The 22,578-nt window shown below is 56.3% G+C and carries 22 protein-coding genes; 13 read left to right on the top strand and 9 right to left on the bottom strand.

What is annotated here, in order from left to right; translation table 11 throughout:
• The first annotated feature begins 62 nt into the window (after positions 1-62).
• Positions 63-812 carry an esterase gene (gene yjfP / locus AC6I8D_RS17480; RefSeq protein ID WP_312053304.1) on the top strand — a complete coding sequence of 250 codons (750 nt, stop codon included), beginning with the start codon at positions 63-65 and terminating at the stop codon, positions 810-812.
• A 55-nt stretch (positions 813-867) separates the two neighbouring features.
• On the opposite strand, the gene AC6I8D_RS17475 is transcribed toward yjfP, so the two are convergent.
• Positions 868-1,071 (bottom strand): hypothetical protein, encoded by a 204-nt coding sequence (locus AC6I8D_RS17475; RefSeq protein WP_312053303.1) that lies wholly within the window; start codon positions 1,069-1,071, stop codon positions 868-870.
• A 405-nt stretch (positions 1,072-1,476) separates the two neighbouring features.
• Here AC6I8D_RS17475 and rpsF point away from each other — a divergent pair, with 405 nt between their 5' ends.
• Genes rpsF through rplI form a run of 4 tightly spaced genes read left to right on the top strand, consistent with a single transcriptional unit; the run spans position 1,477 to position 2,917 of the window.
• Positions 1,477-1,872, top strand: a complete 396-nt coding sequence (gene rpsF, locus AC6I8D_RS17470) for a 30S ribosomal protein S6 (protein WP_031376410.1) — start codon at positions 1,477-1,479, stop codon at positions 1,870-1,872.
• 6 nt (positions 1,873-1,878) lie between these two features.
• Positions 1,879-2,196: a primosomal replication protein N gene (gene priB / locus AC6I8D_RS17465; protein ID WP_312053301.1), complete on the top strand. Its 318-nt coding sequence runs from the start codon at positions 1,879-1,881 to the stop codon at positions 2,194-2,196.
• A 4-nt stretch (positions 2,197-2,200) separates the two neighbouring features.
• The gene (gene rpsR / locus AC6I8D_RS17460; protein WP_000135199.1) at positions 2,201-2,428 is read left to right on the top strand and encodes a 30S ribosomal protein S18; all 228 of its coding nucleotides are present in this window, start codon (positions 2,201-2,203) and stop codon (positions 2,426-2,428) included.
• 39 nt (positions 2,429-2,467) lie between these two features.
• Positions 2,468-2,917 (top strand): 50S ribosomal protein L9, encoded by a 450-nt coding sequence (gene rplI, locus AC6I8D_RS17455; protein WP_312758709.1) that lies wholly within the window; start codon positions 2,468-2,470, stop codon positions 2,915-2,917.
• 70 nt (positions 2,918-2,987) lie between these two features.
• Here rplI and AC6I8D_RS17450 read toward each other — a convergent pair whose 3' ends face one another.
• Entirely contained in the window at positions 2,988-3,659 is a 672-nt protein-coding gene (locus AC6I8D_RS17450) for an OapA family protein (protein ID WP_497820534.1), read from the bottom strand.
• 218 nt (positions 3,660-3,877) lie between these two features.
• Here AC6I8D_RS17450 and bamJ point away from each other — a divergent pair, with 218 nt between their 5' ends.
• Complete coding sequence (bamJ, locus tag AC6I8D_RS17445; protein WP_031376406.1) at positions 3,878-4,498, top strand: BamJ family beta-barrel-assembly machinery protein; 621 nt, start codon at positions 3,878-3,880, stop codon at positions 4,496-4,498.
• 127 nt (positions 4,499-4,625) lie between these two features.
• Here the strand turns inward: bamJ and AC6I8D_RS17440 are convergent, their stop codons facing one another.
• The gene (locus tag AC6I8D_RS17440) at positions 4,626-6,566 is read right to left on the bottom strand and encodes a bifunctional 2',3'-cyclic-nucleotide 2'-phosphodiesterase/3'-nucleotidase (RefSeq protein WP_497820533.1); all 1,941 of its coding nucleotides are present in this window, start codon (positions 6,564-6,566) and stop codon (positions 4,626-4,628) included.
• 293 nt (positions 6,567-6,859) lie between these two features.
• On the opposite strand from AC6I8D_RS17440, the gene cysQ reads away from it, so the two are divergent.
• Positions 6,860-7,603, top strand: a complete 744-nt coding sequence (gene cysQ, locus AC6I8D_RS17435) for a 3'(2'),5'-bisphosphate nucleotidase CysQ (protein WP_312053295.1) — start codon at positions 6,860-6,862, stop codon at positions 7,601-7,603.
• A 44-nt stretch (positions 7,604-7,647) separates the two neighbouring features.
• Here cysQ and AC6I8D_RS17430 read toward each other — a convergent pair whose 3' ends face one another.
• Positions 7,648-8,205 (bottom strand): YtfJ family protein, encoded by a 558-nt coding sequence (locus AC6I8D_RS17430; RefSeq protein WP_312758702.1) that lies wholly within the window; start codon positions 8,203-8,205, stop codon positions 7,648-7,650.
• Between the two features lie 315 nt (positions 8,206-8,520).
• On the opposite strand from AC6I8D_RS17430, the gene AC6I8D_RS17425 reads away from it, so the two are divergent.
• Positions 8,521-8,727, top strand: coding sequence for a DUF1107 domain-containing protein (locus tag AC6I8D_RS17425; RefSeq protein WP_003855513.1), 207 nt, complete (start codon positions 8,521-8,523; stop codon positions 8,725-8,727).
• Positions 8,728-8,920: 193 nt separating this feature from the next.
• On the opposite strand, the gene paeA is transcribed toward AC6I8D_RS17425, so the two are convergent.
• Complete coding sequence (gene paeA, locus AC6I8D_RS17420) at positions 8,921-10,243, bottom strand: polyamine export protein PaeA (RefSeq protein ID WP_031376402.1); 1,323 nt, start codon at positions 10,241-10,243, stop codon at positions 8,921-8,923.
• A gap of 520 nt (positions 10,244-10,763) precedes the next feature.
• Between paeA and tamA the strand changes: the two genes are divergently transcribed.
• From tamA to AC6I8D_RS17405, 3 genes are read left to right on the top strand one after another with little or no spacing between them, the layout of a single operon-like run.
• Positions 10,764-12,479 carry an autotransporter assembly complex protein TamA gene (tamA, locus tag AC6I8D_RS17415; protein ID WP_312053375.1) on the top strand — a complete coding sequence of 572 codons (1,716 nt, stop codon included), beginning with the start codon at positions 10,764-10,766 and terminating at the stop codon, positions 12,477-12,479.
• Positions 12,476-16,246: an autotransporter assembly complex protein TamB gene (tamB, locus tag AC6I8D_RS17410; RefSeq protein ID WP_497820532.1), complete on the top strand. Its 3,771-nt coding sequence runs from the start codon at positions 12,476-12,478 to the stop codon at positions 16,244-16,246. Before tamA ends, tamB begins: the two co-directional genes overlap by 4 nt.
• A gap of 2 nt (positions 16,247-16,248) precedes the next feature.
• The gene (locus AC6I8D_RS17405) at positions 16,249-16,602 is read left to right on the top strand and encodes a gamma-glutamylcyclotransferase family protein (protein WP_312053291.1); all 354 of its coding nucleotides are present in this window, start codon (positions 16,249-16,251) and stop codon (positions 16,600-16,602) included.
• Positions 16,603-16,662: 60 nt separating this feature from the next.
• Here the strand turns inward: AC6I8D_RS17405 and ppa are convergent, their stop codons facing one another.
• From ppa to AC6I8D_RS17390, 3 genes are all read right to left on the bottom strand, one after another.
• Positions 16,663-17,193 (bottom strand): inorganic diphosphatase, encoded by a 531-nt coding sequence (gene ppa / locus AC6I8D_RS17400; RefSeq protein ID WP_031376399.1) that lies wholly within the window; start codon positions 17,191-17,193, stop codon positions 16,663-16,665.
• A 100-nt stretch (positions 17,194-17,293) separates the two neighbouring features.
• Positions 17,294-17,743, bottom strand: a complete 450-nt coding sequence (locus tag AC6I8D_RS17395; RefSeq protein ID WP_312053289.1) for a DUF441 domain-containing protein — start codon at positions 17,741-17,743, stop codon at positions 17,294-17,296.
• 63 nt (positions 17,744-17,806) lie between these two features.
• Positions 17,807-18,217 carry a lysozyme inhibitor LprI family protein gene (locus AC6I8D_RS17390; protein ID WP_497820531.1) on the bottom strand — a complete coding sequence of 137 codons (411 nt, stop codon included), beginning with the start codon at positions 18,215-18,217 and terminating at the stop codon, positions 17,807-17,809.
• A 171-nt stretch (positions 18,218-18,388) separates the two neighbouring features.
• Here AC6I8D_RS17390 and AC6I8D_RS17385 point away from each other — a divergent pair, with 171 nt between their 5' ends.
• A complete protein-coding gene (locus tag AC6I8D_RS17385; RefSeq protein WP_497820530.1) occupies positions 18,389-19,948 on the top strand; it encodes a methyl-accepting chemotaxis protein in 1,560 nt (519 codons plus the stop codon).
• 48 nt (positions 19,949-19,996) lie between these two features.
• Here the strand turns inward: AC6I8D_RS17385 and fbp are convergent, their stop codons facing one another.
• Entirely contained in the window at positions 19,997-21,004 is a 1,008-nt protein-coding gene (fbp, locus tag AC6I8D_RS17380) for a class 1 fructose-bisphosphatase (RefSeq protein WP_497820529.1), read from the bottom strand.
• A gap of 168 nt (positions 21,005-21,172) precedes the next feature.
• On the opposite strand from fbp, the gene mpl reads away from it, so the two are divergent.
• Positions 21,173-22,525, top strand: coding sequence for a UDP-N-acetylmuramate:L-alanyl-gamma-D-glutamyl-meso-diaminopimelate ligase (mpl, locus tag AC6I8D_RS17375; RefSeq protein WP_497820528.1), 1,353 nt, complete (start codon positions 21,173-21,175; stop codon positions 22,523-22,525).
• Positions 22,526-22,578: the final 53 nt, after the last annotated feature.

Here is a 22,578-nt window from a genome sequence, read left to right as displayed (position 1 = left end):
TTCGCAAATGGGGTGGCAGAACCTACACTCAAAGCCTGTGCTTTGCCCCTTCAGGAGAGAATATGATCGAACTCAACACGGAAACGCTGGCAGGAATTGAGTGTCTGCACGCCGCGCCGGCTGGTCAGCGGCGTAACCGGCTGCCGACCGTGCTGTTTTATCACGGCTTCACCTCGTCGAAAGAGGTCTATGCCTATTTCGCCGTCGCCTTAGCGCAGGCCGGATTCCGGGCGGTGATGCCGGATGCGGATCTGCACGGCGCACGCTATCACGGCGATGCCGAAAGCCGCCTGAGTCGCTTCTGGGATATCCTGAAAAAAAATATTGATGAGCTGCCGCAGCTGGAATCGGCGCTGCGCAGTGCGGATTTGATTGCCGGAGAACGGTTTGCGGTCGCCGGGGCGTCGATGGGTGGTATGACGGCGCTGGGGGCGATGGCCCGCTATCCGCAGATTCACAGCGTCGCCTGTATGATGGGCTCCGGTTACTTTATGCAGCTCAGCCAGACGCTGTTCCCACCGCTGGTGGTGCGCTCGCCGGAACAGCAGGCACAGTTTGAGGCCCGCATGGCCCCGCTGGCAGAATACGATCCCAGCACCCGGCTGGAGACACTGGCCAATCGTCCACTGCTGCTGTGGCATGGCGAAGCCGATGAGGTGGTGCCCTTTGCTGAAAGCGCCCGGCTGGAAACCGCGCTGCGCAGCAAAGGATTAGCGCAGCATCTGACTTCCCTGTCGGAGACGCAGATTGGGCATAAGATTACGCCGTCAGGTTTGACGGCGCTGGTGAGCTTCTTTAAGCACCAGCTTTAACCTCAGACGTAAAAAAGGGCGGAGGGGTCTGCTCCGCCCGGGTCCGACCCGTTTATCAGCGGGCAGTGAACCGTTCTGACAGTCGGGCTGGCGCACTGACCGGATTATTCTCCGGTGCATCCAGTCGATTAACGTAAACATAACCCGCGGCCGCTTTGCTGCTGTGACTTCTCATCTGCTGCGCACAGTCAGCATTGCTGGCAAGAGCGGGTAGAGACAGGAAGAGACCCAGTAAAGTGGCGATGACGTACCTTTTCATGGCCGACTCCTCACTTCAGGGAAGACACTCTGTTAGACGCCGATAAGCCAAACCGTAACGTCTGCATTAAGTTTAGCGACTGGCGATATTATCGCCAGATCGTCCGCCTGAACCTCTTTATCAACGTTTTTGAACAATCCCCGTTTAACCCGCTGTATTCACATGATTAGCACGAAAAGGCTGCGTATCTGGCACGCCGGATGGCATTTGTTGAAATGTGCGCTTGAGTTTAGTGGTCGCCGCCAGTATGATTACGCGTCAATTTTTCAGCCGCATTCTCAGGCTGTGTCCCACAAGTGCTCGTCACAACGAACCTTTGTGGGACACAGCCTATAACGTTCCTTGCTTCCATGGGCCGCGGTTGACCCCGACAGGAGGCTGAATAATCCGTAAGGAGCAATTTCGATGCGTCATTACGAAATCGTATTTATGGTCCATCCTGACCAGAGCGAACAGGTTCCGGGCATGATCGAGCGTTACACTGGTGCCATCACTGGTGCACAGGGCACGATTCACCGTCTGGAAGACTGGGGCCGCCGTCAGCTGGCTTACCCGATCAACAAACTGCACAAAGCGCACTACGTTCTGCTGAACGTTGAAGCGCCGCAGGAAGCGATCGATGAGCTGGAAACGAACTTCCGCTTCAACGACGCCGTTATCCGTAGCATGGTTATGCGCGTTAAAAACGCGGTAACTGAAGCATCACCGATGGTTAAAGCGAAAGACGAGCGTCGTGAGCGCCGCGAAGATTTTGCTAACGAATCCGCTGATGACTCAGATGCTGGGGATTCTGAAGAGTAATCCATCGTGACGGTTAATCGACTGCGCTTGTCTGGCACGGTGTGCAAGACGCCGGTTCGAAAAATTAGCCCGTCAGGAATTCCGCACTGTCAGTTTGTGCTTGAGCACCGCTCAGTGCAGGAGGAGGCCGGGTTTCACCGGCAAGCCTGGTGTCGTATGCCGGTGATTATCAGCGGCACTGCCCATCAGGTGATTACTCAACATATAACGGTCGGCACGCAACTCACACTCGACGGTTTCATTAGCTGCCATCAGGCACGCAATGGCCAGAGCAAAATGGTGTTACATGCCGAGCAGATTGAATTGATAGATTCTGGAGACTAGCCAAATGGCACGTTATTTCCGTCGTCGCAAGTTCTGCCGTTTCACCGCGGAAGGCGTTCAAGAGATCGATTATAAAGATATCGCAACGCTGAAAAACTACATCACTGAAAGCGGCAAGATCGTACCAAGCCGTATCACTGGTACTCGCGCAAAATACCAGCGTCAGCTGGCTCGTGCTATCAAGCGCGCGCGTTACCTGTCTCTGCTGCCGTACACTGATCGTCATCAGTAATCGGCAACTGTCCATTAACGACTTTAAGAGGATAAGGTAATGCAAGTTATTCTGCTTGATAAAGTAGCAAACCTGGGCAGCCTGGGTGATCAGGTTAACGTTAAAGCGGGCTACGCTCGTAACTTCCTGGTACCACAGGGCAAAGCTGTTCCTGCTACCAGGAAAAACGTTGAATTCTTCGAAGCACGCCGTGCAGAACTGGAAGCTAAACTGTCCGACGTTCTGGCTGCAGCAAATGCACGCGCTGAGAAAATCAATGCACTGGGCACCGTAACCATCGCGTCTAAAGCAGGCGACGAAGGTAAACTGTTCGGTTCTATCGGTACCCGCGACATCGCTGATGCAGTTTCTGCAGCTGGCGTTGAAGTGGCTAAGAGCGAAGTTCGTCTGCCGAACGGCGTTCTGCGCACCACCGGTGAGCACGAAGTGAACTTCCAGGTTCACAGTGAAGTATTCGCGAAACTGATCGTGAATATCGTTGCTGAGTAATTTTTATTACTGAGCGCTGCGGGAACGCCGGCCTTGTGCCGGCGTTTTTGTTTTTATCGCCGCCAGAACGCTATTGCGCGCGAATAAAGCTGCCATCCGGCTGACGCGTGAACAGCACCGGGCCGTTAGCGCCCTCGATGGTCAGTCCGGTCACTGCGCCCTGTGCATCCTGACGGATTTTGACCTGTTGACCGCTTTTCAGTGAACTCAGCGGCTGATCGCTGCCTTCCACCCGCGCCATCGCAAACACATCATTCACCGGCAGACTGTTGTCACGGAACAGCTGGGCCAGCGTCTGGCCTGAGGCGACCGTATAGTTGCGCCACTCTCCCTGTGAATCCGCTTTTGGCGTCGGCTGCGGCTGAGAAGCGGATGAGTCGGTTTTGTTGTCATAAATATCCGCCTGCATCGGCACCTCTTTCTCAGCCGACGGCGTAACCGGACGCTCCACCGGATAGCGCGGTGTACTGACCGGCCAGAGAAACGCCAGCAGCATCACCAGCAGCGCGATAACAATGCCACGGCGATGCGGCGCAGGCAGCGGGTCCATCCAGCCGATGTGGTCGGTAACATGCCAGATACGATGAAGCCATGTCGGTAGCCGTGATGACGCGTCTGAAGCCATTCGTGGTTCCTCCTCTCCAGCGGGTTGCTGCGGCTTGCGTGCGGCCAGCCAGGTTTGCAGCCGGGATACAATACGCGTTGCGCGCGTCCTGCGGCGTCGTGGGGCGATCTGGCCCATGTGTTCTCTCTTTTTGTGTGTAACAGACGGCGTAATTCCGTCAACAGTTATAGTATGGGCAATACCGGCGCGAAGTGCCTGCCAGCATTGATAAATTTGACCGGGGTATTGTTTCTCTTTCGCCGCGAAAAGTCATCTGCGATGCAGGGCATTTTACGCCAGCGGCCTGCACTGCTATGCTGCCGGTTCGAATTTATCCGAGAGTGAAAGGAACGAAGATGACTACCCCTTCTTTCGACAGCGTCGAAGCACAAGCAAGTTACGGTATTGGTTTACAGGTTGGCCAGCAGTTGCTGGAATCTGGTCTGCAGGGGCTGCAGCCAGAAGCACTGCTCGCGGGCCTGCGCGACGCGCTGGAAGGGAACTCGCCGGCGGTACCGGTTGATGTGGTTCATCGCGCACTGCGTGAAGTGCATGAACGCGCAGAAGGCGTGCGCCGTGAGCGCACCGAAGCGATGGCGGCAGAAGGTCAGGCATTCCTGCTGGAACATGCGCAGCGTGAAGGCGTGAGCAGCACCGAATCCGGCCTGCAGTTCAGCGTCATCACCCAGGGCGAAGGTCCTATCCCTTCACGCCAGGACCGCGTTCGCGTGCACTACACCGGCAAACTGATTGACGGCAGCGTGTTCGATAGCTCCGTAGCACGCGGTGAGCCAGCAGAATTCCCGGTCAGCGGCGTGATCGCCGGCTGGATTGAAGCGCTGACCCTGATGCCGGTTGGCTCAAAATGGGAACTGGTGATCCCACACAACCTCGCGTACGGCGAGCGTGGTGCCGGTGCCTCTATCCCGCCATTCAGCACCCTGATTTTTGAAGTAGAGCTGCTGGAAATCCTGTAATACCCCGGCGCTGCTCCCCTGGCGGGGGCAGCATTGCGTCCCCTCGCGGGCCTGACCTGAGCCTCTGTCAGATGACCAGACAAAGGGAACGCCAGCGGCGGTTCTGCCCGCCGCTGCCTCTTCCTTCTTACTGCTGTAAATTTACCTGCCAGAGAGCAAAACCGATCGCATCCGTGCCCGTTGGCTGGAGCGGATACTGTGCATGCTGCTGAATAAAGTGGGTCGCTTTATCGGCAGGCGCGGTTTCAAAGCGGATATCCAGCGGCGTGGCAGAGGCAATCGGCGCCAGACGCCAGTTATTATCCGCCTGCGGCCTGACTTCACCCTGTTTTTTGGTTTCCGCACTGATATAGGCGGCCACCACGGAACGGTTCTCATCCGGTGAAGCAAAGGCAATGTACTTATCGCCGGTGCCGGCAAACTTGCCGCCGTAAGCGCGATAGTTGTTGGTCGCCACCAGGAAGGTTGCCTGTGGATCGATCGGCTTGCCCTGCCAGCTCAGCTGGCGAATGCGCGACGCCTGCGGATGGATCAGCTGACACTCAGCGTCATAACGCGCTGGCTGGGTCACATCGATCTGATAATTTACCCCATCAATCACGTCAAAGTTGTAGGTACGGAAATCCCAGTTGATCAGCGACTGGGTTTTGCTGCTGTGCGGATCGATCTGATTGAACTGGCCCGCCGAACATTCCAGCCACTCTTTCACCTGCGCACCGCTGATTTTCATCACCACCAGGGTATTCGGATAAAGATAGAGATCGGCGGCATTGCGGAAGGTCAGCGGTCCTTTCTCTACTTCAACATAGCTGGCCGGATCGTTCTTGCGGCCACCCGCTTTAAACGGTGCTGCCGCAGAGAGGACCGGCAGTCGACCGAGATCCGGATCGCCCTGAATAAAATGTTCAACGTAGGCGCGCTGCGCATTATTCACGATCTGCACGGTCGGATCGTCCTGCACCAGTGACAGATAGCTGTACATCACATCGGCGGATTTGCCGATCGGCTTAGCGACAAATGCCCGCGTAGCACGATGATCGTCAGCCAGCACCTGCACCAGCGCCGGATCTTCCGCCGCTAACGACTTTTTCGCTGCGCTGTCATAAATCGGCCGCGCCTCGGCTTTGCCGCTGCTGACCTGCCAGCGTCCGCCGTCATTATTCAGCACCAGATCGACCACACCCAGATGATCGCCCCACATGCCGGGCATCACGGCCGGAACGCCGTTCAGCGTTCCCTGGGCGATATCTGCGCCTTTGATAGTGGCGAAGTCACTGCCCGGGAACACCGCATGTGCATGGCCAAACATAATGGCGTTGATACCTTCAACCTGGCTGAGGTAGTAAACCGAGTTTTCCGCCAGCGCGTGATACGGCTCGCTGCTCAGGCCGGAATGGGGAATGGCGACGATAATATCGGCACCCTGAGCGCGCATTTCAGGAACGTAGCGGCGGGCGGTTTCGGTGATGTCATCCACCCGCACTTTGCCCTGCAGATTGGCTTTATCCCACACCATAATCTGTGGCGGCACAAAGCCGATGTAGCCAATCTTCACCGTCTGCGCGTTGCCGTCACGATCTACCACCTCGGTCGATTTAATCAGGTAGGGGGTGAACAGGGGCTTGCCGCTTTTGAGATCAATAACGTTGGCGTTGACATAAGGAAAGCGTGCGCCGGCCAGCGCTTTTTTCAGGTAAGGCAGGCCATAGTTAAACTCGTGATTACCCAGATTGCCGACGCTGTAGTCGAGAGTGTTAAGCGCTTTGTAAACCGGATGGATCTCGCCCGCGTTCAGCCCTTTGGCTGCCATATAATCGCCGAGCGGGCTGCCCTGGATGATGTCGCCGTTATCGACCAGTACGCTGTTTTTAACCTGCTGGCGCGCCGCATGAATCAGCGTGGCGGTCCGGACCAGGCCAAATTTCTCGGTCGGAGTATCTTTGTAGTAGTCGAAATCCATCATGTTACTGTGCAGATCGGTGGTTTCGAGTATCCGCAAATCGACCGTTGCCGCCGATGCGGCGACGGAAATGCTCAGGGCCAGTAACATCATTCCAGGCTTAAACATGCTTGCTCCTGCTGCCAGATAAGTTAAGGCTCTCAAAGTAATGTAAAAGCCTGACGAGTGGTCAGTTTAAATCGTGATGGATGTATCGTTTTGGCGCATCGCTCAGCGGTTTATAGCTTTCAGACTGTGGCAGGGCCGGCAGGCGTGGCGATAAGCAGTTAACTATGATATTGATATATCTATAAATTGCTCCGGACTGCCGTCGCGCGATCGGCTGGCGGAGCGGAACTGCTAAAATGTAACCATCAGGCGTTGAACTGAACGTGCAGCAGATGGACACAACGAGGTGAAAAATGTTAGAGCAAATTTGCCAACTGGCACGCGAAGCGGGCGACGCGATTATGCAGGTTTACAACGACGCCGCGCCGCTTGACGTTTCTCACAAATCGGATGACTCGCCGGTCACCGCGGCCGATATCGCCGCGCATCAGGTGATCGTTAACGGTCTGGCGCAGCTTTCGCCTGACCTGCCGGTCCTGTCAGAAGAGGACCCGCCGGCCTGGGAGGTGCGTCAGCACTGGCAGCGCTACTGGCTGGTCGATCCGCTCGATGGCACCAAAGAGTTCATCAAGCGTAACGGCGAATTCACCGTCAATATTGCGCTGATTGACGCTGGCAAACCGGTGCTGGGCGTGGTCTATGCGCCCGCGCTGGGGGTGATGTACTCTGCCGCAGAAGGCAAAGCCTGGAAAGAAGAGGGCGGCCACCGTGAACAGATTCAGGCGCGTGACGCCCGGCCGCCGCTGGTGGTGGTGAGCCGCTCACACGGCGACGATGATGAGATGAAACAGTATCTGAAACAGCTGGGTGAACATCAGACCGTGGCGACCGGTTCATCGCTGAAGTTCTGCCTGGTGGCGGAAGGCAAAGCCCAGCTCTATCCGCGCTTCGGGCCGACCAACATCTGGGATACCGGCGCAGGTCACGCGGTGGCGATGGCGGCGGGTGCCCACGTACACGACTGGCAGGGCAAAACCCTGGATTACGCGCCACGCGAATCCTTCCTCAATCCCGGCTTTCGCGTCTCTCTGTTCTAGCCGGTTAAGCGGGAGGAGGCTCGCCTCCCGCCACTCTGCAACCGCTACTGCGCCAGCAGGGAGGTCACCAGCGTCACCACCTGCTGTACTTCTTCCTGCGTCAGCGGCCCATCCTTAACAAATTTCACCGTGCCGCGTTTATCGAGTACCACAATGGCAGAGCCGCCCTGTTGCAGCTGCCAGGCGCGCTGCACATTGCCTTTGTCATCGACGATGAACTGTGACCATGGGTACTGCTGCTTATTGCTCTCAATGCTGCTGCGCACAAACATGCCGGTACCCGGAATCGCGTCATCGGTATTAACGATGGTGGTGGTCTGATAACGTTCATGCGGCAGCTTCGCGGCTTTGATCGCTTCAATTAAGGCCGCATTCATTTGTTTGGCTGATGAACGCCCGGCAATATGCTGAATCACGCGAACTTTCCCGCTCAGCTGCGCACTGTTCCAGTTTTTATAGCTAAACTTATCCTGCTGCAATAACAGCTCACCTTTGTCATTCACGCCGACGGCCGGTACACGCGCATCCTGCTTCAAATCATGCGCCATAACGCTTGCCGGTATCAGTAACGACAAAACTATCGCTGCCAGAGTGATTCGCATCGCTGTTTCCTTAAGTGATCAGACCAGTTAGTCATTTTATTGCAATAGTAGGCGGGGATGATGCAGCTGTCCTGGAAAGGTGTCAGGTTTGTTATCAGCACCACAAATCCTTAACGACTGAAGGTTTATACTGTGTTGTGTGAGCGTAATAACAGAGTGTTCTGTAATGATGTGTCAACTCAGTAAAAAAATTCATTTTTCGGAACACCAGCAGCGCTGAGTGTTCTATAGTTTACCCCGAATTCGCGCTTCATGGGCTCGTACCTATTTTGGAAACGGCGAAGCGTGCTTAAAATTGTACAGGAGTTAATCAGTATGAAGATCTTCCAGCGCTATAATCCGCTGCAAATAGCGAAATATGTAAAAACGCTGTTCAAAGGAAGGTTGTATATCAAGGATGTCGGCGCGTTTGAGTTTGATAAAGGGAAAGTGTTAATCCCGCGCGTGAAAGACAAACAGCACCTGAGCGTGATGTCAGAAATTAACCGCCAGGTCGTTCGTCTGAAACTTGAGTTCAACTAATCACAAGGGCGCCGATGGCGCCCTTAGCGTTTATCCAGTCAGGCTATGTTATTTGTCAGTCTGAACGTTGCCAGTCTTAACCGGGTCAGTGCGCCCAACCCTTACGTAGTACCTGTAAGCCTGCTTGTTCCGCGCTGTCTGAGTCCAGACTGTCTGCAAAAATTACGCCTGATGGGCCAGGCGCTTAGTCAGTCTACTCTTCTTCGCTTTTGGTCATATTCAGCACCGGCGGCCGCTCATCAATGCGGGTCACCAGTAGCTGGTCGATGCGATAACTGTCGATGTCCACCACTTCGAACTTATAACCGGCAAACTTCACGAAGTCGGTACGCTTAGGAATCTTACGCAGCATATACATCATAAAGCCGCCGATGGTTTCGTAGTTGCCTGACTGTGGGAAGTCATCGATGTCCAGCACCCGCATCACATCATCAATCGGCGTACCGCCTTCTACCAGCCATGAATTCTCATCACGCGCCACAATCTGCTCTTCCATGCCCTGACCGACCAGGTCGCCCATCAGCGTGGTCATCACGTCGTTCAGGGTGATGATGCCAACCACCAGCGCATATTCGTTCATGATCACCGCGAAGTCTTCCCCGGCGGTTTTGAAACTCTCCAGCGCCTCAGACAGCGTAAGCGTATCCGGCACAATCAGCGCAGAACGGATCTGCAAACCGCTGTTCAGCGCCATACTCTGATTTCCCAGCACCCGCAGCAGCAGCTCTTTCGAGTCAACGTAACCGACGATATGATCGATATCGCCGCTGCAGACCAGGAATTTAGAGTGGGGATGTTGGGCGATTTTGGTTTTAAGGCTGGTTTCATCTTCATGCAGATCAAACCAGACGATGTTTTCGCGTGAGGTCATCGACGACGGAACGGTACGTGACTCCAGCTCAAACACGTTCTCGATTAACTCATGTTCCTGTTTACGCAGCACCCCGGCCAGCGCCCCGGCTTCCACCACCGCGTAGATATCATCAGAGGTGATATCGTCCTTACGCACCATTGGCAGTTTAAAGATGCGGAAGAAGACGTTAGCCAGACCGTTAAACAGCCACACCAGCGGGCGCATTAACAGCAGGCAGAAACGCATCGGATTGATGATGCGCAGGGCGATGGTTTCCGGGGCGATCATACCGACCCGTTTTGGCGTTAAGTCGGCGAACAGGATAAACAGGCTGGTGACGATGGTGAACGAGCAGATGAAACTGAGCTGCTCCGCCAGTTCCGGCGCGACAAAGCGGTTAAACAGGCTGCTGAACGCCGGTGAAAAAGCCGCATCGCCGACAATACCGCCGAGGATGGCCACGGCGTTCAGGCCAATTTGCACCACGGTAAAGAACATGCCCGGCGTTTCCTGCATTTTCAATACGCGTTGCGCATTGATATTGCCCTCATCCGCCAGCAGCTTGAGTTTTATCTTGCGGGCGGCTGCCAGCGAGATTTCCGACAGGGAAAAAAATGCACTGATTACGATCAGTAACAGGATGACAAGTAAGCTATCTAACATAAGAGATCCAAAGGGTTATCCACTTGTCATTTTTGGCCTGGGCAGCGTACAGGTGAGATCGCAAGTGATCTGCTTACCCGTCAAACAGGGCTATCCGTGCCAAAAATGTCTGCGCCAGTTCGACAGGAAAGGACAATGTCGGGGCAGAAATGAAAACAGGCGAAATGCCTGTGGTGGCAGATTATAGCAGGTGCTATCACCGGGCCGCCAGAGGGCAAACGCCCTGTTGACGCGCGGAGAGCTGACCGGTCCGGCCTGGCTGCACTCGGATTGATCTGAGTGGAGTCAGCGGCGACAATCATTCCTCACCACAGTGGTTGTATCGTCCGCGTCATTTACCGACAATACCCGGGCATTTGACTTAGAAGTCGATTTTACGCCGCCGATTAGCATAAAGTGCGGCTATGATGAGGGTGTTGCCGTCGCGCTAGCGCAGGCAAAGATGATTAATAAGTGCCCCGCGGAAAAGGGGCCGGCATGTTTAACAGGAGTACAGGTGCCACGATTTTATGTCTATTGTATGGCCAGCCTGCTGCTTGCCGCGCCCGCCCTTGAGGCGGCAACGGTACGATTACAGGTAGAAGGCTTAACCGGGGATTTGCAAAAAAACGTCAGGGCGCGCCTGTCGACCATTGGCAACGATGAGGTTTCGAACGACGGCCGCTTTCGCGCGCGCGTCTCGGTAGCGATAAAAGAGGGCCTGCGCGCGCTCGGCTATTATGAGCCGGTGATTGACTTCGAATCCCGTCCTGCGCCGGCAAACGGCGGTCGTCCGGTGCTGGTGGCGCGGGTCACGCCCGGCGAACCGGTTAAAATTGGCGGCAGCAGCATCGTCATTGAAGGCGATGCGCGTAACGATGCCGACTATAAAGCCTGGGTGGCGCAGGGACGGCCCAAAGTGGGCACCCAGCTCAATCACGGTCAGTATGACAAATTCAAAAGTGGTTTTTCTAATCTTGCTCTGCGCAATGGTTACTTCGATGGCAACTTTAAGAAAAGCCAGTTAGGCGTATCGGTCGAACGGCGCGAAGCGTTCTGGGATATCGACTACGACAGCGGTCAGCGTTACCGTTTTGGCGACGTCAGCTTTGAAGGCTCGCAAATTCGCGAGGAGTATCTGCAAAATCTGGTGCCCTTTAAGCAGGGCGACTACTACACCTCCCGCGATTTAGCCGAGCTGAACCGCCGCCTCTCCGCCACCGGCTGGTTTAATTCCGTGGTGGTGGCTCCGGAGTTTAAACAGGGGCGCAAAACCAAAGTTCTGCCGCTCAATGCGGTGATGTCGCCACGCACCGAAAACACCATTGAAACCGGGGTTGGCTACTCGACGGATGTCGGACCGCGACTGAAAGGCACCTGGAAAAAACCGTGGATCAACGATCGCGGCCACAGTCTGGCGGCCAGCGCCTATGTTTCAGCGCCGGAGCAGCAGGTCGATCTGAGCTATAAAGTTCCGCTGCTGAAAAGCCCGCTGGAGCAGTATTACACCTTCTCAGGTGGCCTGAAGCGCACCGATCTCAACGATACCAAAGCCGATACCACCACGCTGGCGATGTCGCGCAACTGGGACAGCAGCAGCGGCTGGCAGAAAGCGATTAATCTGCGCTGGAGCCTGGACCACTTTACCCAGGGCAGCGTCACCGACACCACCATGCTGCTCTATCCTGGGGTCAGCGTGAACCGAACCCGCTCACGCGGTGGCTTAATGCCGACCTGGGGCGACTCACAGCGCTACTCGGTGGATGTCTCCGATACCACCTGGGGCTCGGATGTCGACTTCCTGATTCTGCAGGCGCAGAACGTCTGGATCCGCACGCTCGGCGATAAACACCGTTTCGTCGCGCGCGGCAATCTCGGCTGGATCGAAACCAACAACTTCGAAAAAGTGCCGCCGGATCTCCGCTTCTTCGCGGGCGGCGACCGCAGCATTCGCGGTTATAAATACAAAGACATTTCACCACGCGATGAGGACGGCAAACTGACCGGTGCCTCTAAGCTCGCCACCGGATCGCTGGAATATCAGTACAACGTCAGTGGCAAATGGTGGGGAGCGGTATTTGTCGACTCGGGCGAAGCCGTCAACGATATCAAACAGAGCAACCTTAAAACCGGCGCCGGTTTCGGCGTACGCTGGTCTTCACCGGTGGGGCCGATCAAGCTGGATATCGCCCGACCGATTGGGGATGACGAGGAGCATGGATTGCAATTTTACATCGGACTGGGGCCTGAACTATGAAGCTGTGGAAAAAGGTCCTGATCGGCATTCTGATTTTTCTGGTGCTGCTATTAGGCGGCGTGGCGTTTTTAGTCGGCACCACGCCCGGTTTACATCTGCTGCTAAACGGCGCTTCGCGCTGGGTGCCGGGTTTATCGATCAAGCAGGTCGATGGCGGCTGGCGTAATCTGACCCTGAGTGGGCTGCGTTATGAAATGCCTGGCGTCAGCGTCGATGCCGGGAAGATTCACCTCGCTGTCGATCTCAACTGTCTGCTGCACTCATCGGTCTGCGTCAACGATGTTTCGCTGAGTGATATCAGCGTGGTGGTCGACAGCAAGAAGATGACGCCGGCCAGCGAGCCGCCGCCGGAAGAGCAGAGCGGCAACGCCAACCTCAGCACGCCTTATCCGATCACCCTGCGGCATCTTGGCCTGCACAATATCAATGTGAAAGTTGATGATACCGCCATCTCGCTGCTGGATTTCACCACCGGGCTGCAGTGGCAGGATCGGGCGCTGACGCTCAATCCGACTCACATTCAAAGCCTGCTGATTGCCCTGCCGAAAGCGGCGCAGGTGGCTGATGAGCAGGTGGTACAACCGAAAGTGCAGCAGCCGCAACCGGCGGAAAAGCCGCTGGGTGAAACCCTGCAGGCGATGTTCGCGCAGCCGTTGCTGCCGGCGTTACCCGATTTCCGCTTGCCGCTGGATATTGATGTGCAGCAGATCCTTGGCGAACAGCTGCGCATCACCGGTGATACCGACATTGCGATTAGCCGGCTGCTGCTGAAAGCCAAAACCGCTGACCGCCAGATGCAGCTCAGCACGCTGGAGGTGGACTCGAACCTCGGCAAGCTGAACGGCAGCGGTCAGGCAACGCTGGCGGATAACTGGCCGGTCGATTTCTCGCTTAACGGTGACGTGAATAGCGAGCCGATCAAAGGCGAAAAAATCGCGCTGAAGCTTAACGGTGCGATGCGCGATGAGCTGAAGCTGGCGCTCAACCTTTCCGGTCCGGTGAAAGCACAGCTGGATGCCACCACCCAGCTGGCGGTAGCGGGTTTGCCGCTGTCGCTGCGGCTCACCAGTCCGCAGCTGCGCTGGCCGTTAACCGGCGCAGTGCAGTACCAGGCCGATAACCTCGACTACCAGTTCAAAGGTAAAGCGACCGACTACGTGATGTCGCTGCGGACTGCGGTGAAAGGGGATGCAGTGCCACCGGCCAATATTTCACTGACCGGTAAAGGTAACGTTGAGCAGTTCAGCCTCGATAAACTGCGCATCGCGGCACTGCAGGGCAATATCGATCTGACCGCGCTGGTCGACTGGAGTAAGGCGATCAGCTGGCGCAGCGAACTGATGCTGGCCGGCATCAACACCGCTCAGCAGTATCCCGACTGGCCCGCCCGGCTGGATGGCAAAATCACCACCCGCGGTAGCCTTTACGGTGGCAGCTGGCAGTTAAGCGTGCCGCAGCTGCAGTTGAAAGGGAACGTGAAGCAGAACGCGGTCACGGCGGATGGCTCGCTCACCGGCAACAGCTACAACCAGTGGACAATACCCGGCATTAAACTGACGCTGGGTCGTAACCATCTGGACGTGAAGGGCGCTTTGGGTGAGCAGCTGGATCTTGATGCCCGCATCGACGCGCCGCAGCTCGACAATGCGCTGCCCGGTCTGGGCGGCGTGGTCAACGGCACAATCAAAGCGCGTGGCACCCTGAGCGCGCCGCAGCTGCTGGCCGATCTTAATGCCCGTGGCCTGCGCTGGCAGCAGATGCAGATTAACCGCGTCACGCTGAACGGAGATGTCCGCTCCGGCGAGCAGGTGGCTGGCAAGCTGCAGTTGCGCGTTGAACAGCTGAAGCAGGATGCGCTCAGCATTAACCTGCTGACCCTGAATGCTGACGGCAACGAGCATCAGCATCAGCTGAAGCTCAATGTGCAGGGCGAGCCGGTGTCAGGTCAGCTGGCGCTGAACGGCAGCTTTGATCGCCAGGCGCAGCGCTGGAAAGGCGAACTGAACAATACCCGCTTCGATACCCCGGTAGGGGAATGGCGCCTGACGCGCGCCATGGCCATCGACTACCTCAATAGCAAACAGACCGCCACCATCGGGCCGCACTGCTGGCAGAACCCGAACGCCCAGCTCTGCGTACCGGAACCGGTGGAGGCCGGTCCGAGCGGCAAGGCGCACGTGGTACTGAATCGCTTCGATCTGGCGATGGTTAAACCGTTTATGCCTGATGCGACCCAGCTCAGCGGGGTGTTCAGCGGTGACGTGCGGGTTAACTGGCGTGCCGGCGAGGGCCTGCCAACCGGTACGGTGGCGCTGAAAGGTAACGGCGTCAAAGTGCAGCAGGACGTGCAGGGCAATACGTTGCCCGTCGCCTTCGACACCCTGAACCTGAATGCGGCACTGCGTGACGGCCGTGCGCAGCTCGACTGGCTGATCCGCATTGCCAACAACGGTCAGCTGGATGGTAACGTCCAGATCACCGATCCGGAAAACCGCCGCACGCTGGGCGGTAACGTCAATATCCGCAATCTGTCACTGGCGATGCTGAACCCGGCGCTGATGCAGGGTGAGAAGATCAAAGGCAACCTGAACAGCAGCTTACGGCTGGGGGGGAGCGTGCAGCAGCCGCAGGTGTTTGGTCAGCTCGGCCTGTCGGATGTCGATGTTGACGGCAGCTTCATGCCGGTCGATCTGACCGCCGCTAACCTCAATCTGGTGTTTAACGGCATGAGTTCGACCCTCAACGGGCTGATTCAGACCGCGCAGGGCAACATTAACCTCAACGGTAACGCCGACTGGAGCCAGCTTGATAACTGGCGTGCACGCGTGGCGGCGCAGGGCAGTCGGGTGCGGGTGACGGTGCCGCCGATGGTGCGGATGGATGTCTCGCCGGATCTGGTGTTTGAAGCCACGCCAGCCGCATTTAACCTGTCGGGCCGGGTGGATGTTCCCTGGGCGCGCATCACGGTGCAGGAAGTGCCGGAAAGCGCCACCGGGGTCTCTTCGGATGAAGTGATGCTGGATCAGAACCTCAAACCGATTCAGCCGCAAACCGCCGCCATTCCGATCAACAGCAACCTGGTGATCCACGTCGGTAACGATGTCCGCCTCTCTGCGTTCGGGCTGAAAGCGAAGCTCAATGGCGATCTTAAACTGGTGCAGGATAAATCCGGTCTCGGCCTCAACGGCCAGATCAATATTCCTTCCGGCCGCTTCCACGCCTATGGTCAGGATCTGATTGTGCGTAAGGGCGAACTGCAGTTTGCCGGACCGCCTGACCAGCCTTACATCAACCTTGAAGCGATCCGTAACCCGGAGGCGACTGAAGATGATGTCACCGCCGGACTGCGCGTCACCGGCCTGGCGGATGAGCCAAAAGCTGAAGTCTTCTCCGATCCGGCGATGTCGCAACAGGAAGCGCTCTCTTACCTGCTGCGCGGTCAGGGACTCGGCAGCGACGGCGACAGTAATGCGCTAACCTCAGCGCTTGTTGGCTTAGGGGTTGCACAAAGTGGGCAGGTTGTGGGTAAAATCGGCGAGACCTTCGGTGTCAGTAATCTGGCCCTTGATACTGCCGGTGTTGGCGACAGCCAGCAGGTGCAGGTCAGCGGCTATGTGCTACCGGGTCTGCAGGTAAAATACGGTGTCGGCATTTTTGATTCACTGGCGACGTTAACCTTGCGTTACCGCCTGATGCCTAAACTCTATTTGGAAGCCGTGTCCGGTGTGGATCAGGCTCTCGATTTGCTCTATCAGTTTGAGTTTTAGCAATGCGAATAATTGTCTACGGCAGTTTACGGCGCAAACAGGGAAACAGTCACTGGATGACGAATGCGCAATGGCTGGGTGATTTCCAGATTGAGGGCTTTGAGCTTTACAGTCTGGGACATTATCCCGGCGTGATTGAAGGCAATGGAACGGTACAGTGTGAAGTGTACCGCATTGATGCCTCCACCCTTGGCGAGCTGGATGCGTTACGCACTAAGGGTGGGGAGTACAAACGTCATCTGATTCAGACGCCGTTTGGCAGCGCATGGCTTTATGTTTATCAACGCTCAGTGGCAGGACGCCAGCGTATCATGAGCGGGGACTGGCTAAAGCGTGATGAGGAGCCAGAGGCCTGAACAAAAACACCGTCCAGTTGGACGGTGTTTTTTTTTTCGACTTATCGGCTGACAGCAGAATTATTTCTTCTGTGCGCGCTCGTAAGAAGAGATGATTTCGGCTTTGGCAGCTTCGGCATTATCCCAGCCATCTACTTTCACCCATTTGCCTTTTTCCAGATCTTTGTAATGTTCAAAGAAGTGGGTGATCTGTGCGCGCAGCAGTTCTGGCAGGTCGTTCACATCTTTGATGTGATCATACTCTTTAGAGAGTTTGGTGTGCGGAACCGCCACCAGTTTGGCATCTTCGCCAGACTCGTCGGTCATTTTCAGCACGCCAACCGGACGGCAGCGGATCACAGAACCTGGCTCCAGCGGGTAAGGTGTTGGGACCAGCACGTCAACCGGATCACCATCCAGTGACAGGGTGTGGTTGATGTAGCCGTAGTTGCACGGATAGAACATGGCGGTAGACATGAAACGGTCTACAAACAGGGCACCAGATTCTTTATCAACTTCATATTTGATCGGATCGGCATTGGCCGGGATCTCAATGATTACGTAGATATCTTCTGGCAGGTCTTTACCTGCTGGCACCTGGTTCAAACTCATCGGGCATTCCTTCAGTAGTCGTATGTTGAGTGTCGGCTATTATAGCCAACTGACTCTGAAAGTATGCCCTCTTTTTGGCGTTTCGGAATGCACCCTAACGCTACTTTGCCGTGACAAACAGCGAAACAATCCCGGCTGCAATCAGCGGTCCAACCGGCACGCCACGGAAAAACGCCACGCCAATCACCGTACCAATCAATAACCCGCCAATGACCGAGGGCTGAACGCTCATAAAGTTAACGCCGCGACCGCCCAGCCAGGCGACAAAAATGCCGACCAGAATCGCCACGATCGACTTCCAGTTGGCAAAGGATTTGAGCAAGGTTGAGGCGGGCAGCGATCCGCTGGCCAGCGGCGCCATCACCGCCACGGTCAGGATAATGATGCCTAAGGTAATGCCCTGCTTCTCCACGTAGGGGAAAAACTGCGCCAGCGGCGTGATCTTGATCGCCAGCAGCACCAGAATGGAGAGGGTGACGGCGTTGTTATGAACGAAATAACTCAGCACGGCGAGGCAGATCAGAATAATGGTCGAGGCATAAGCAGCCATGGTTTCTCCCTGAAAATGAATGGATGCGCTGAGGACTTCAGCCAGCGCATAAACGGGTGGTCATCAACAATCATCCGGATTAGCGCAGCTGCCGGTGTTCAGCGATTGCAGCATCAACGCCGGGTTACGCACCAGGCTAACGCTCTGCGCACTCAGCGCCACGCTGCCGAGCGTGCCCTGGCTACTGAGCTGACTGCGGCTGGCCGCCAGCCAGCTGTCGCGGTAGCTGAGCCACGCACGCTGGGCCTGACGTAAGCTGTTTTTAGGCTCGCCGGTTAACCGGTTCATCAGTTTGCCATACTGATTATTCATCTCCAGATCCCAGGCTTTACTGGCTGTGGCATAGCACTGATTCATCGCAAGGGTGGTCGATGCGCCGTTCAGGCAGCGTGTCAGTGCGGCATCCGCTGGCAGATCCTGCGCCATTGCCACGTCGCTGGCCAACAGCAGGGCCAGAAGCCATCCTGTTTTCATTATTCTTCTCCGGGTAACTGATAAGCGGCGTCCAGCTTGATAGATGTCTCCGTGATGATCAAGCCGATAACCATTCATTAAGGTTAAAGTTTAGCGGGGTGATGGCCGATACCTGTTCCGTTTTAGGGCCGCTGGAAATTTCGCCTTTTCTCATACACGGAAACTATCAAGATGAAACAGTTATCACTTCGCACGGGGTTGCTGGCATTGCTGGCATTTATGACACTGCTGCTGTTGGCGGTGAGTTTTATGGGTATCGTGGCAATTAACAAAGGGAACCGATCGCTGGATGTGATTAATCGCATTCAGGGAGTTGAGCTGAACAGCCTGTATCAGAGCAACGCGGATTTAATGCGCGCCCGTGCCAACGCGGCGCTGGCGGTGCGGAAAATTGAAATTGGCTTGCTGGAAGAAGGTGCCGGCGTCACTAAGCTGGCGCAGGCCGATGTAGTGACATCGCAGCAGAACCTGAAACGTTTTATTGATGCGGGCACGGTCACGGCACACGGCAAAACGCTGGCGGATGCGGTGGCGGGCAGCTACAAAGCCTATCTTGAGCAGGGCATCCGGCCGATGATGAGCGCGCTGGATAAGCAATATACCGACGAATATTACCAGCTGCTGGAGGGTAACCTGGCCTCACTGGCCGCCCGCTACAGCAAAGCGGTGGACGATTTCGGCCAGTACGCCAATCAGGTGACCGCCGCGCAGCTGGCGCAGGCGGCCTATAACGAAACCAAAATGAAAGTTCTGATCGCCGTCGCGGTGGTGCTGACGCTGCTGCTGCTGGTACTCGCCTGGCACCTGCTGCGCCGGATGCTGCTTCAGCCGCTTAACAACGCCATTGTGCACCTCGAACAGGTTGCCGCTGGCGATTTATCACAAACCCTGCCGGCAGCGGGTAACAATGAGCTGGGACGGCTCAACCATGCGCTGGCAGAGATGCAGCAGGCGTTGCGCGCCTCGGTCAGCCAGGTGCGGGAAGCCAGCCTGCAAATAGACATCGGCAGCCGTGAACTGGCCGCAGGCAACGTCAATCTGTCGCAGCGCACCGAAGAGTCCGCAGCCTCGCTGGAGCAGACGGCAGCCAGTATGGAGCAGTTAACCGCAACGGTGCGGCTCAATGCCAGCAACGCGCAGCAGGCACATCAGCTGGCAAACGCGGTGTCAGATACCGCCGATCGCGGCGCTGAAGTGGTGTGCTACGTAATGGAGAAAATGCATGAGATCACCGACAGCGCCAATCGCATCGGCGACATTCTCAGCGTAATCGACGGTATCGCCTTCCAGACCAATATCCTGGCGCTTAATGCGGCGGTAGAAGCGGCGCGCGCGGGTGAACAGGGCCGCGGCTTCGCGGTGGTCGCCAATGAAGTACGCACCCTGGCGCAGCGCAGTGCCAACGCCGCCAAAGAGATCCGCACGCTGATCGGCGATTCGCAGTCGCGGGTCAAAGAGGGCAGCGAGATGGCGACGCGTGCCGGGGAAACCATGGATGAAATTTCAGGTGAGGTGATGCGCGTCACCGCACTGATGAAAGAGATCTCGATGGCCTCTGACGAGCAGAGCCGCGGCATTGAGCAGGTCAACCTGGCAGTAACGCAGATGGATGAAGCTGCGCAGCAGAACGCCGCGCTGGTGGAGCAGGCAACTGCGGCAACCCAGTCGCTGGAGGCCCAGTCCGGTCAGCTACAGGCGACCATGGCGCAGTTCCGCTTGCAGCCGGTCTGAAAGCAAAAAAAAAGGGCGCGATATTCGCGCCCTGAGATTGTCGTCAGATTAGCCCTGGCGGCAATCCGGGAATTCGCCGAGGAAACGTTCAACGTCGTTGACCATCGCCTCATTACCGCAGTAGAACGGGCAGCGCTGATGCAGCGTGACCGGGGGGATATCCAGAATACGTTTCTGACCATCGCTGGCCTTACCGCCCGCCTGCTCCGCAAGGAACGCCATCGGGTTGCACTCATACAGCAGACGCAGCTTACCTTGCGGATGGCTGGCGGTGCTTGGGTAGAGATAGATGCCGCCCTTCAGCAGGTTACGGTGGAAATCAGCCACCAGCGAACCGATATAGCGGGAAGTGTAAGGACGGTGCGTAGCAATGTCCTCTTCCTGACAGAACTTCAGGTATTTCTTCACGCCCTGCGGGAAACGAATATAGTTGCCTTCGTTAATCGAATAGGTATAACCGGTTGCCGGGAAGGTCATGCGCTCGTGGCTCAGGCAGAAAACGCCCAGCGACGGATCGTAAGTAAACGCATGCACGCCTGCGCCGGTGGTGTAGACCATCATGGTTGACGAACCGTACACCACATAACCGGCAGCGACCTGTTTGTTGCCCGGCTGCATAAAGTCAGCTTCGACCACCGGAGTACCCGGCTCACTGACGCGGCGATAGATAGAAAAGATGGTGCCGACCGAAACGTTAACGTCGATGTTTGACGACCCATCCAGCGGATCCATCAACACCACGTACTTACCGTTTTCCTCACCTTCAAAGATAACGAACTCGTCCTCTTCTTCAGACGCGATACCGGCGACGATGCCACGGGCTTTCAATGCCGCTTTCAGTTTTTCGTTGGCGAACAGATCCAATTTCATCTGCTGCTCACCCTGAACATTCTCAACCCCACTGGCACCGAGAATATCCACTAAACCGGCTTTGTTAATGTCGCGGTGGATAATTTTGGCGCCCAGCTTGATGGCTGAAATCAGCGCCGTCAGTTCACCTGTGGCGTGCGGAAAGTCGTGTTGCTTCTCGACGATAAATTCGCCTAACGTTTTCATAACACATTCCCTGAATCTTCGATGGAGTGGCAGCATGCGTAACAGTCTGCCAACGTATGCGTACGCAGTTTAGCCGATTGAACTTCAAAAACCATAGTCCTAATCCGTTTCTTCCGTCTGCGAGCAGGGTTACACTGTGCGCCGAACTTTTGAGTAATGGATCTCGTTATGCGCATTCACATCCTTGGGATTTGTGGCACGTTTATGGGCGGTATGGCGATGCTGGCCCGTTCGCTTGGCCATCAGGTGACCGGTTCGGACGCCAACGTTTACCCGCCAATGAGCACGCTGCTTGAGCAGCAAAGCATTGAATTAACAGAAGGTTATGACGCAAGCCAGCTCGATCCGGCACCGGACTTAGTGATCATCGGTAATGCGATGACGCGCGGTAATCCTTGTGTGGAAGCAGTTCTGGAACGCAACATTCCTTACCTCTCTGGCCCGCAGTGGCTGCACGACTTCGTGCTGCGCGATCGCTGGGTGCTGGCCGTGGCGGGAACCCATGGCAAAACCACCACCGCCGGCATGGCAGCGTGGATTCTGGAGGCCTGCGGGCTGGAGCCGGGCTTCATTATTGGTGGTGTGCCAGGAAACTTCGACGTTTCGGCAAAATTAGGAAAAAGTCCATTCTTCGTGATCGAAGCGGATGAGTACGATTGCGCGTTTTTTGATAAGCGCTCCAAGTTTGTCCATTACTGCCCGCGCACGCTGATCCTCAATAACCTTGAATTCGATCATGCGGATATTTTTGACGATCTGCGGGCGATCCAGAAGCAGTTCCATCATCTGATCCGGATCGTGCCGGGGCAGGGTAAGATCCTGCTGCCAGAAAACGATCATAACCTCAGGCAGGTAATGGCGATGGGCTGCTGGAGCGAGCAGGAGAGTATCGGCGAGCACGGCCGCTGGCAGGCGAAAAAACTCACCGCGGATGCGTCGCAGTGGGAAGTGTGGCTTGATGGTGCCAAAGTGGGCGAAGTGAACTGGGCGCTGGTGGGTGAGCACAACATGCACAACGGACTGATGGCGATCGCCGCAGCACGGCATGTCGGCGTGAAGCCAGAAGATGCCGGCCATGCGCTGAACAGCTTCATCAACGCGCGTCGCCGGCTGGAGCTGCGCGGCGAGGTCAACGGCATCAAAGTGTATGACGATTTCGCGCATCACCCGACCGCGATTCTGGCGACCCTGGCTGCGCTGCGCAGCAAAGTGGGCGGAACGGCCCGGATTCTGGCGGTGCTGGAGCCACGGTCGAACACCATGAAAATGGGTGTGAATAAAAACGAACTGGCACCGTCACTGGCGCGTGCTGACGAAGTTTTTCTGTTCCAGCCGCACCACATCCCGTGGCAGGTTTCAGACGTCGCTGACGCCTGTATGCAGCCTGCCCACACCACTGCGGATATCGATACCCTGGTCGCGATGATTGCCAAAGCGGCGCAGCCGGGTGATTCGATCCTGGTGATGAGCAATGGCGGATTCGGCGGTATTCACCAGAAGCTGCTCGATAAACTGGCTTAACCGAACAAGCGCCCACCGGGGCGCTTTTTTTACCTCAGCCTGACAACGCTCCG

The sequence above is a fragment of the Pantoea sp. X-Soil-MYKO-1785 genome (assembly GCF_059730675.1).
The sequence above is the reverse complement of the archived record's forward strand: the minus strand, read 5'-3'. Positions and strand labels throughout refer to the sequence as shown.

What these genes read in the sequence shown, in the direction of transcription:
- rplI (WP_312758709.1), top strand. Translation starts at nt 2,468, where the DNA reads ATGCAAGTTATTCTGCTTGATAAAGTAGCAAACCTGGGCAGCCTGGGT.
- AC6I8D_RS17385 (WP_497820530.1), top strand. Translation starts at nt 18,389, where the DNA reads ATGAAACAGTTATCACTTCGCACGGGGTTGCTGGCATTGCTGGCATTT.
- AC6I8D_RS17390 (WP_497820531.1), bottom strand. Translation starts at nt 18,217, where the DNA reads ATGAAAACAGGATGGCTTCTGGCCCTGCTGTTGGCCAGCGACGTGGCA.
- AC6I8D_RS17450 (WP_497820534.1), bottom strand. Translation starts at nt 3,659, where the DNA reads ATGGGCCAGATCGCCCCACGACGCCGCAGGACGCGCGCAACGCGTATT.
- bamJ (WP_031376406.1), top strand. Translation starts at nt 3,878, where the DNA reads ATGACTACCCCTTCTTTCGACAGCGTCGAAGCACAAGCAAGTTACGGT.
- AC6I8D_RS17440 (WP_497820533.1), bottom strand. Translation starts at nt 6,566, where the DNA reads ATGTTTAAGCCTGGAATGATGTTACTGGCCCTGAGCATTTCCGTCGCC.
- rpsF (WP_031376410.1), top strand. Translation starts at nt 1,477, where the DNA reads ATGCGTCATTACGAAATCGTATTTATGGTCCATCCTGACCAGAGCGAA.
- tamB (WP_497820532.1), top strand. Translation starts at nt 12,476, where the DNA reads ATGAAGCTGTGGAAAAAGGTCCTGATCGGCATTCTGATTTTTCTGGTG.
- AC6I8D_RS17475 (WP_312053303.1), bottom strand. Translation starts at nt 1,071, where the DNA reads ATGAAAAGGTACGTCATCGCCACTTTACTGGGTCTCTTCCTGTCTCTA.
- yjfP (WP_312053304.1), top strand. Translation starts at nt 63, where the DNA reads ATGATCGAACTCAACACGGAAACGCTGGCAGGAATTGAGTGTCTGCAC.
- AC6I8D_RS17405 (WP_312053291.1), top strand. Translation starts at nt 16,249, where the DNA reads ATGCGAATAATTGTCTACGGCAGTTTACGGCGCAAACAGGGAAACAGT.
- rpsR (WP_000135199.1), top strand. Translation starts at nt 2,201, where the DNA reads ATGGCACGTTATTTCCGTCGTCGCAAGTTCTGCCGTTTCACCGCGGAA.
- mpl (WP_497820528.1), top strand. Translation starts at nt 21,173, where the DNA reads ATGCGCATTCACATCCTTGGGATTTGTGGCACGTTTATGGGCGGTATG.
- AC6I8D_RS17395 (WP_312053289.1), bottom strand. Translation starts at nt 17,743, where the DNA reads ATGGCTGCTTATGCCTCGACCATTATTCTGATCTGCCTCGCCGTGCTG.
- tamA (WP_312053375.1), top strand. Translation starts at nt 10,764, where the DNA reads ATGGCCAGCCTGCTGCTTGCCGCGCCCGCCCTTGAGGCGGCAACGGTA.
- AC6I8D_RS17425 (WP_003855513.1), top strand. Translation starts at nt 8,521, where the DNA reads ATGAAGATCTTCCAGCGCTATAATCCGCTGCAAATAGCGAAATATGTA.
- cysQ (WP_312053295.1), top strand. Translation starts at nt 6,860, where the DNA reads ATGTTAGAGCAAATTTGCCAACTGGCACGCGAAGCGGGCGACGCGATT.
- paeA (WP_031376402.1), bottom strand. Translation starts at nt 10,243, where the DNA reads ATGTTAGATAGCTTACTTGTCATCCTGTTACTGATCGTAATCAGTGCA.
- AC6I8D_RS17430 (WP_312758702.1), bottom strand. Translation starts at nt 8,205, where the DNA reads ATGCGAATCACTCTGGCAGCGATAGTTTTGTCGTTACTGATACCGGCA.
- ppa (WP_031376399.1), bottom strand. Translation starts at nt 17,193, where the DNA reads ATGAGTTTGAACCAGGTGCCAGCAGGTAAAGACCTGCCAGAAGATATC.
- fbp (WP_497820529.1), bottom strand. Translation starts at nt 21,004, where the DNA reads ATGAAAACGTTAGGCGAATTTATCGTCGAGAAGCAACACGACTTTCCG.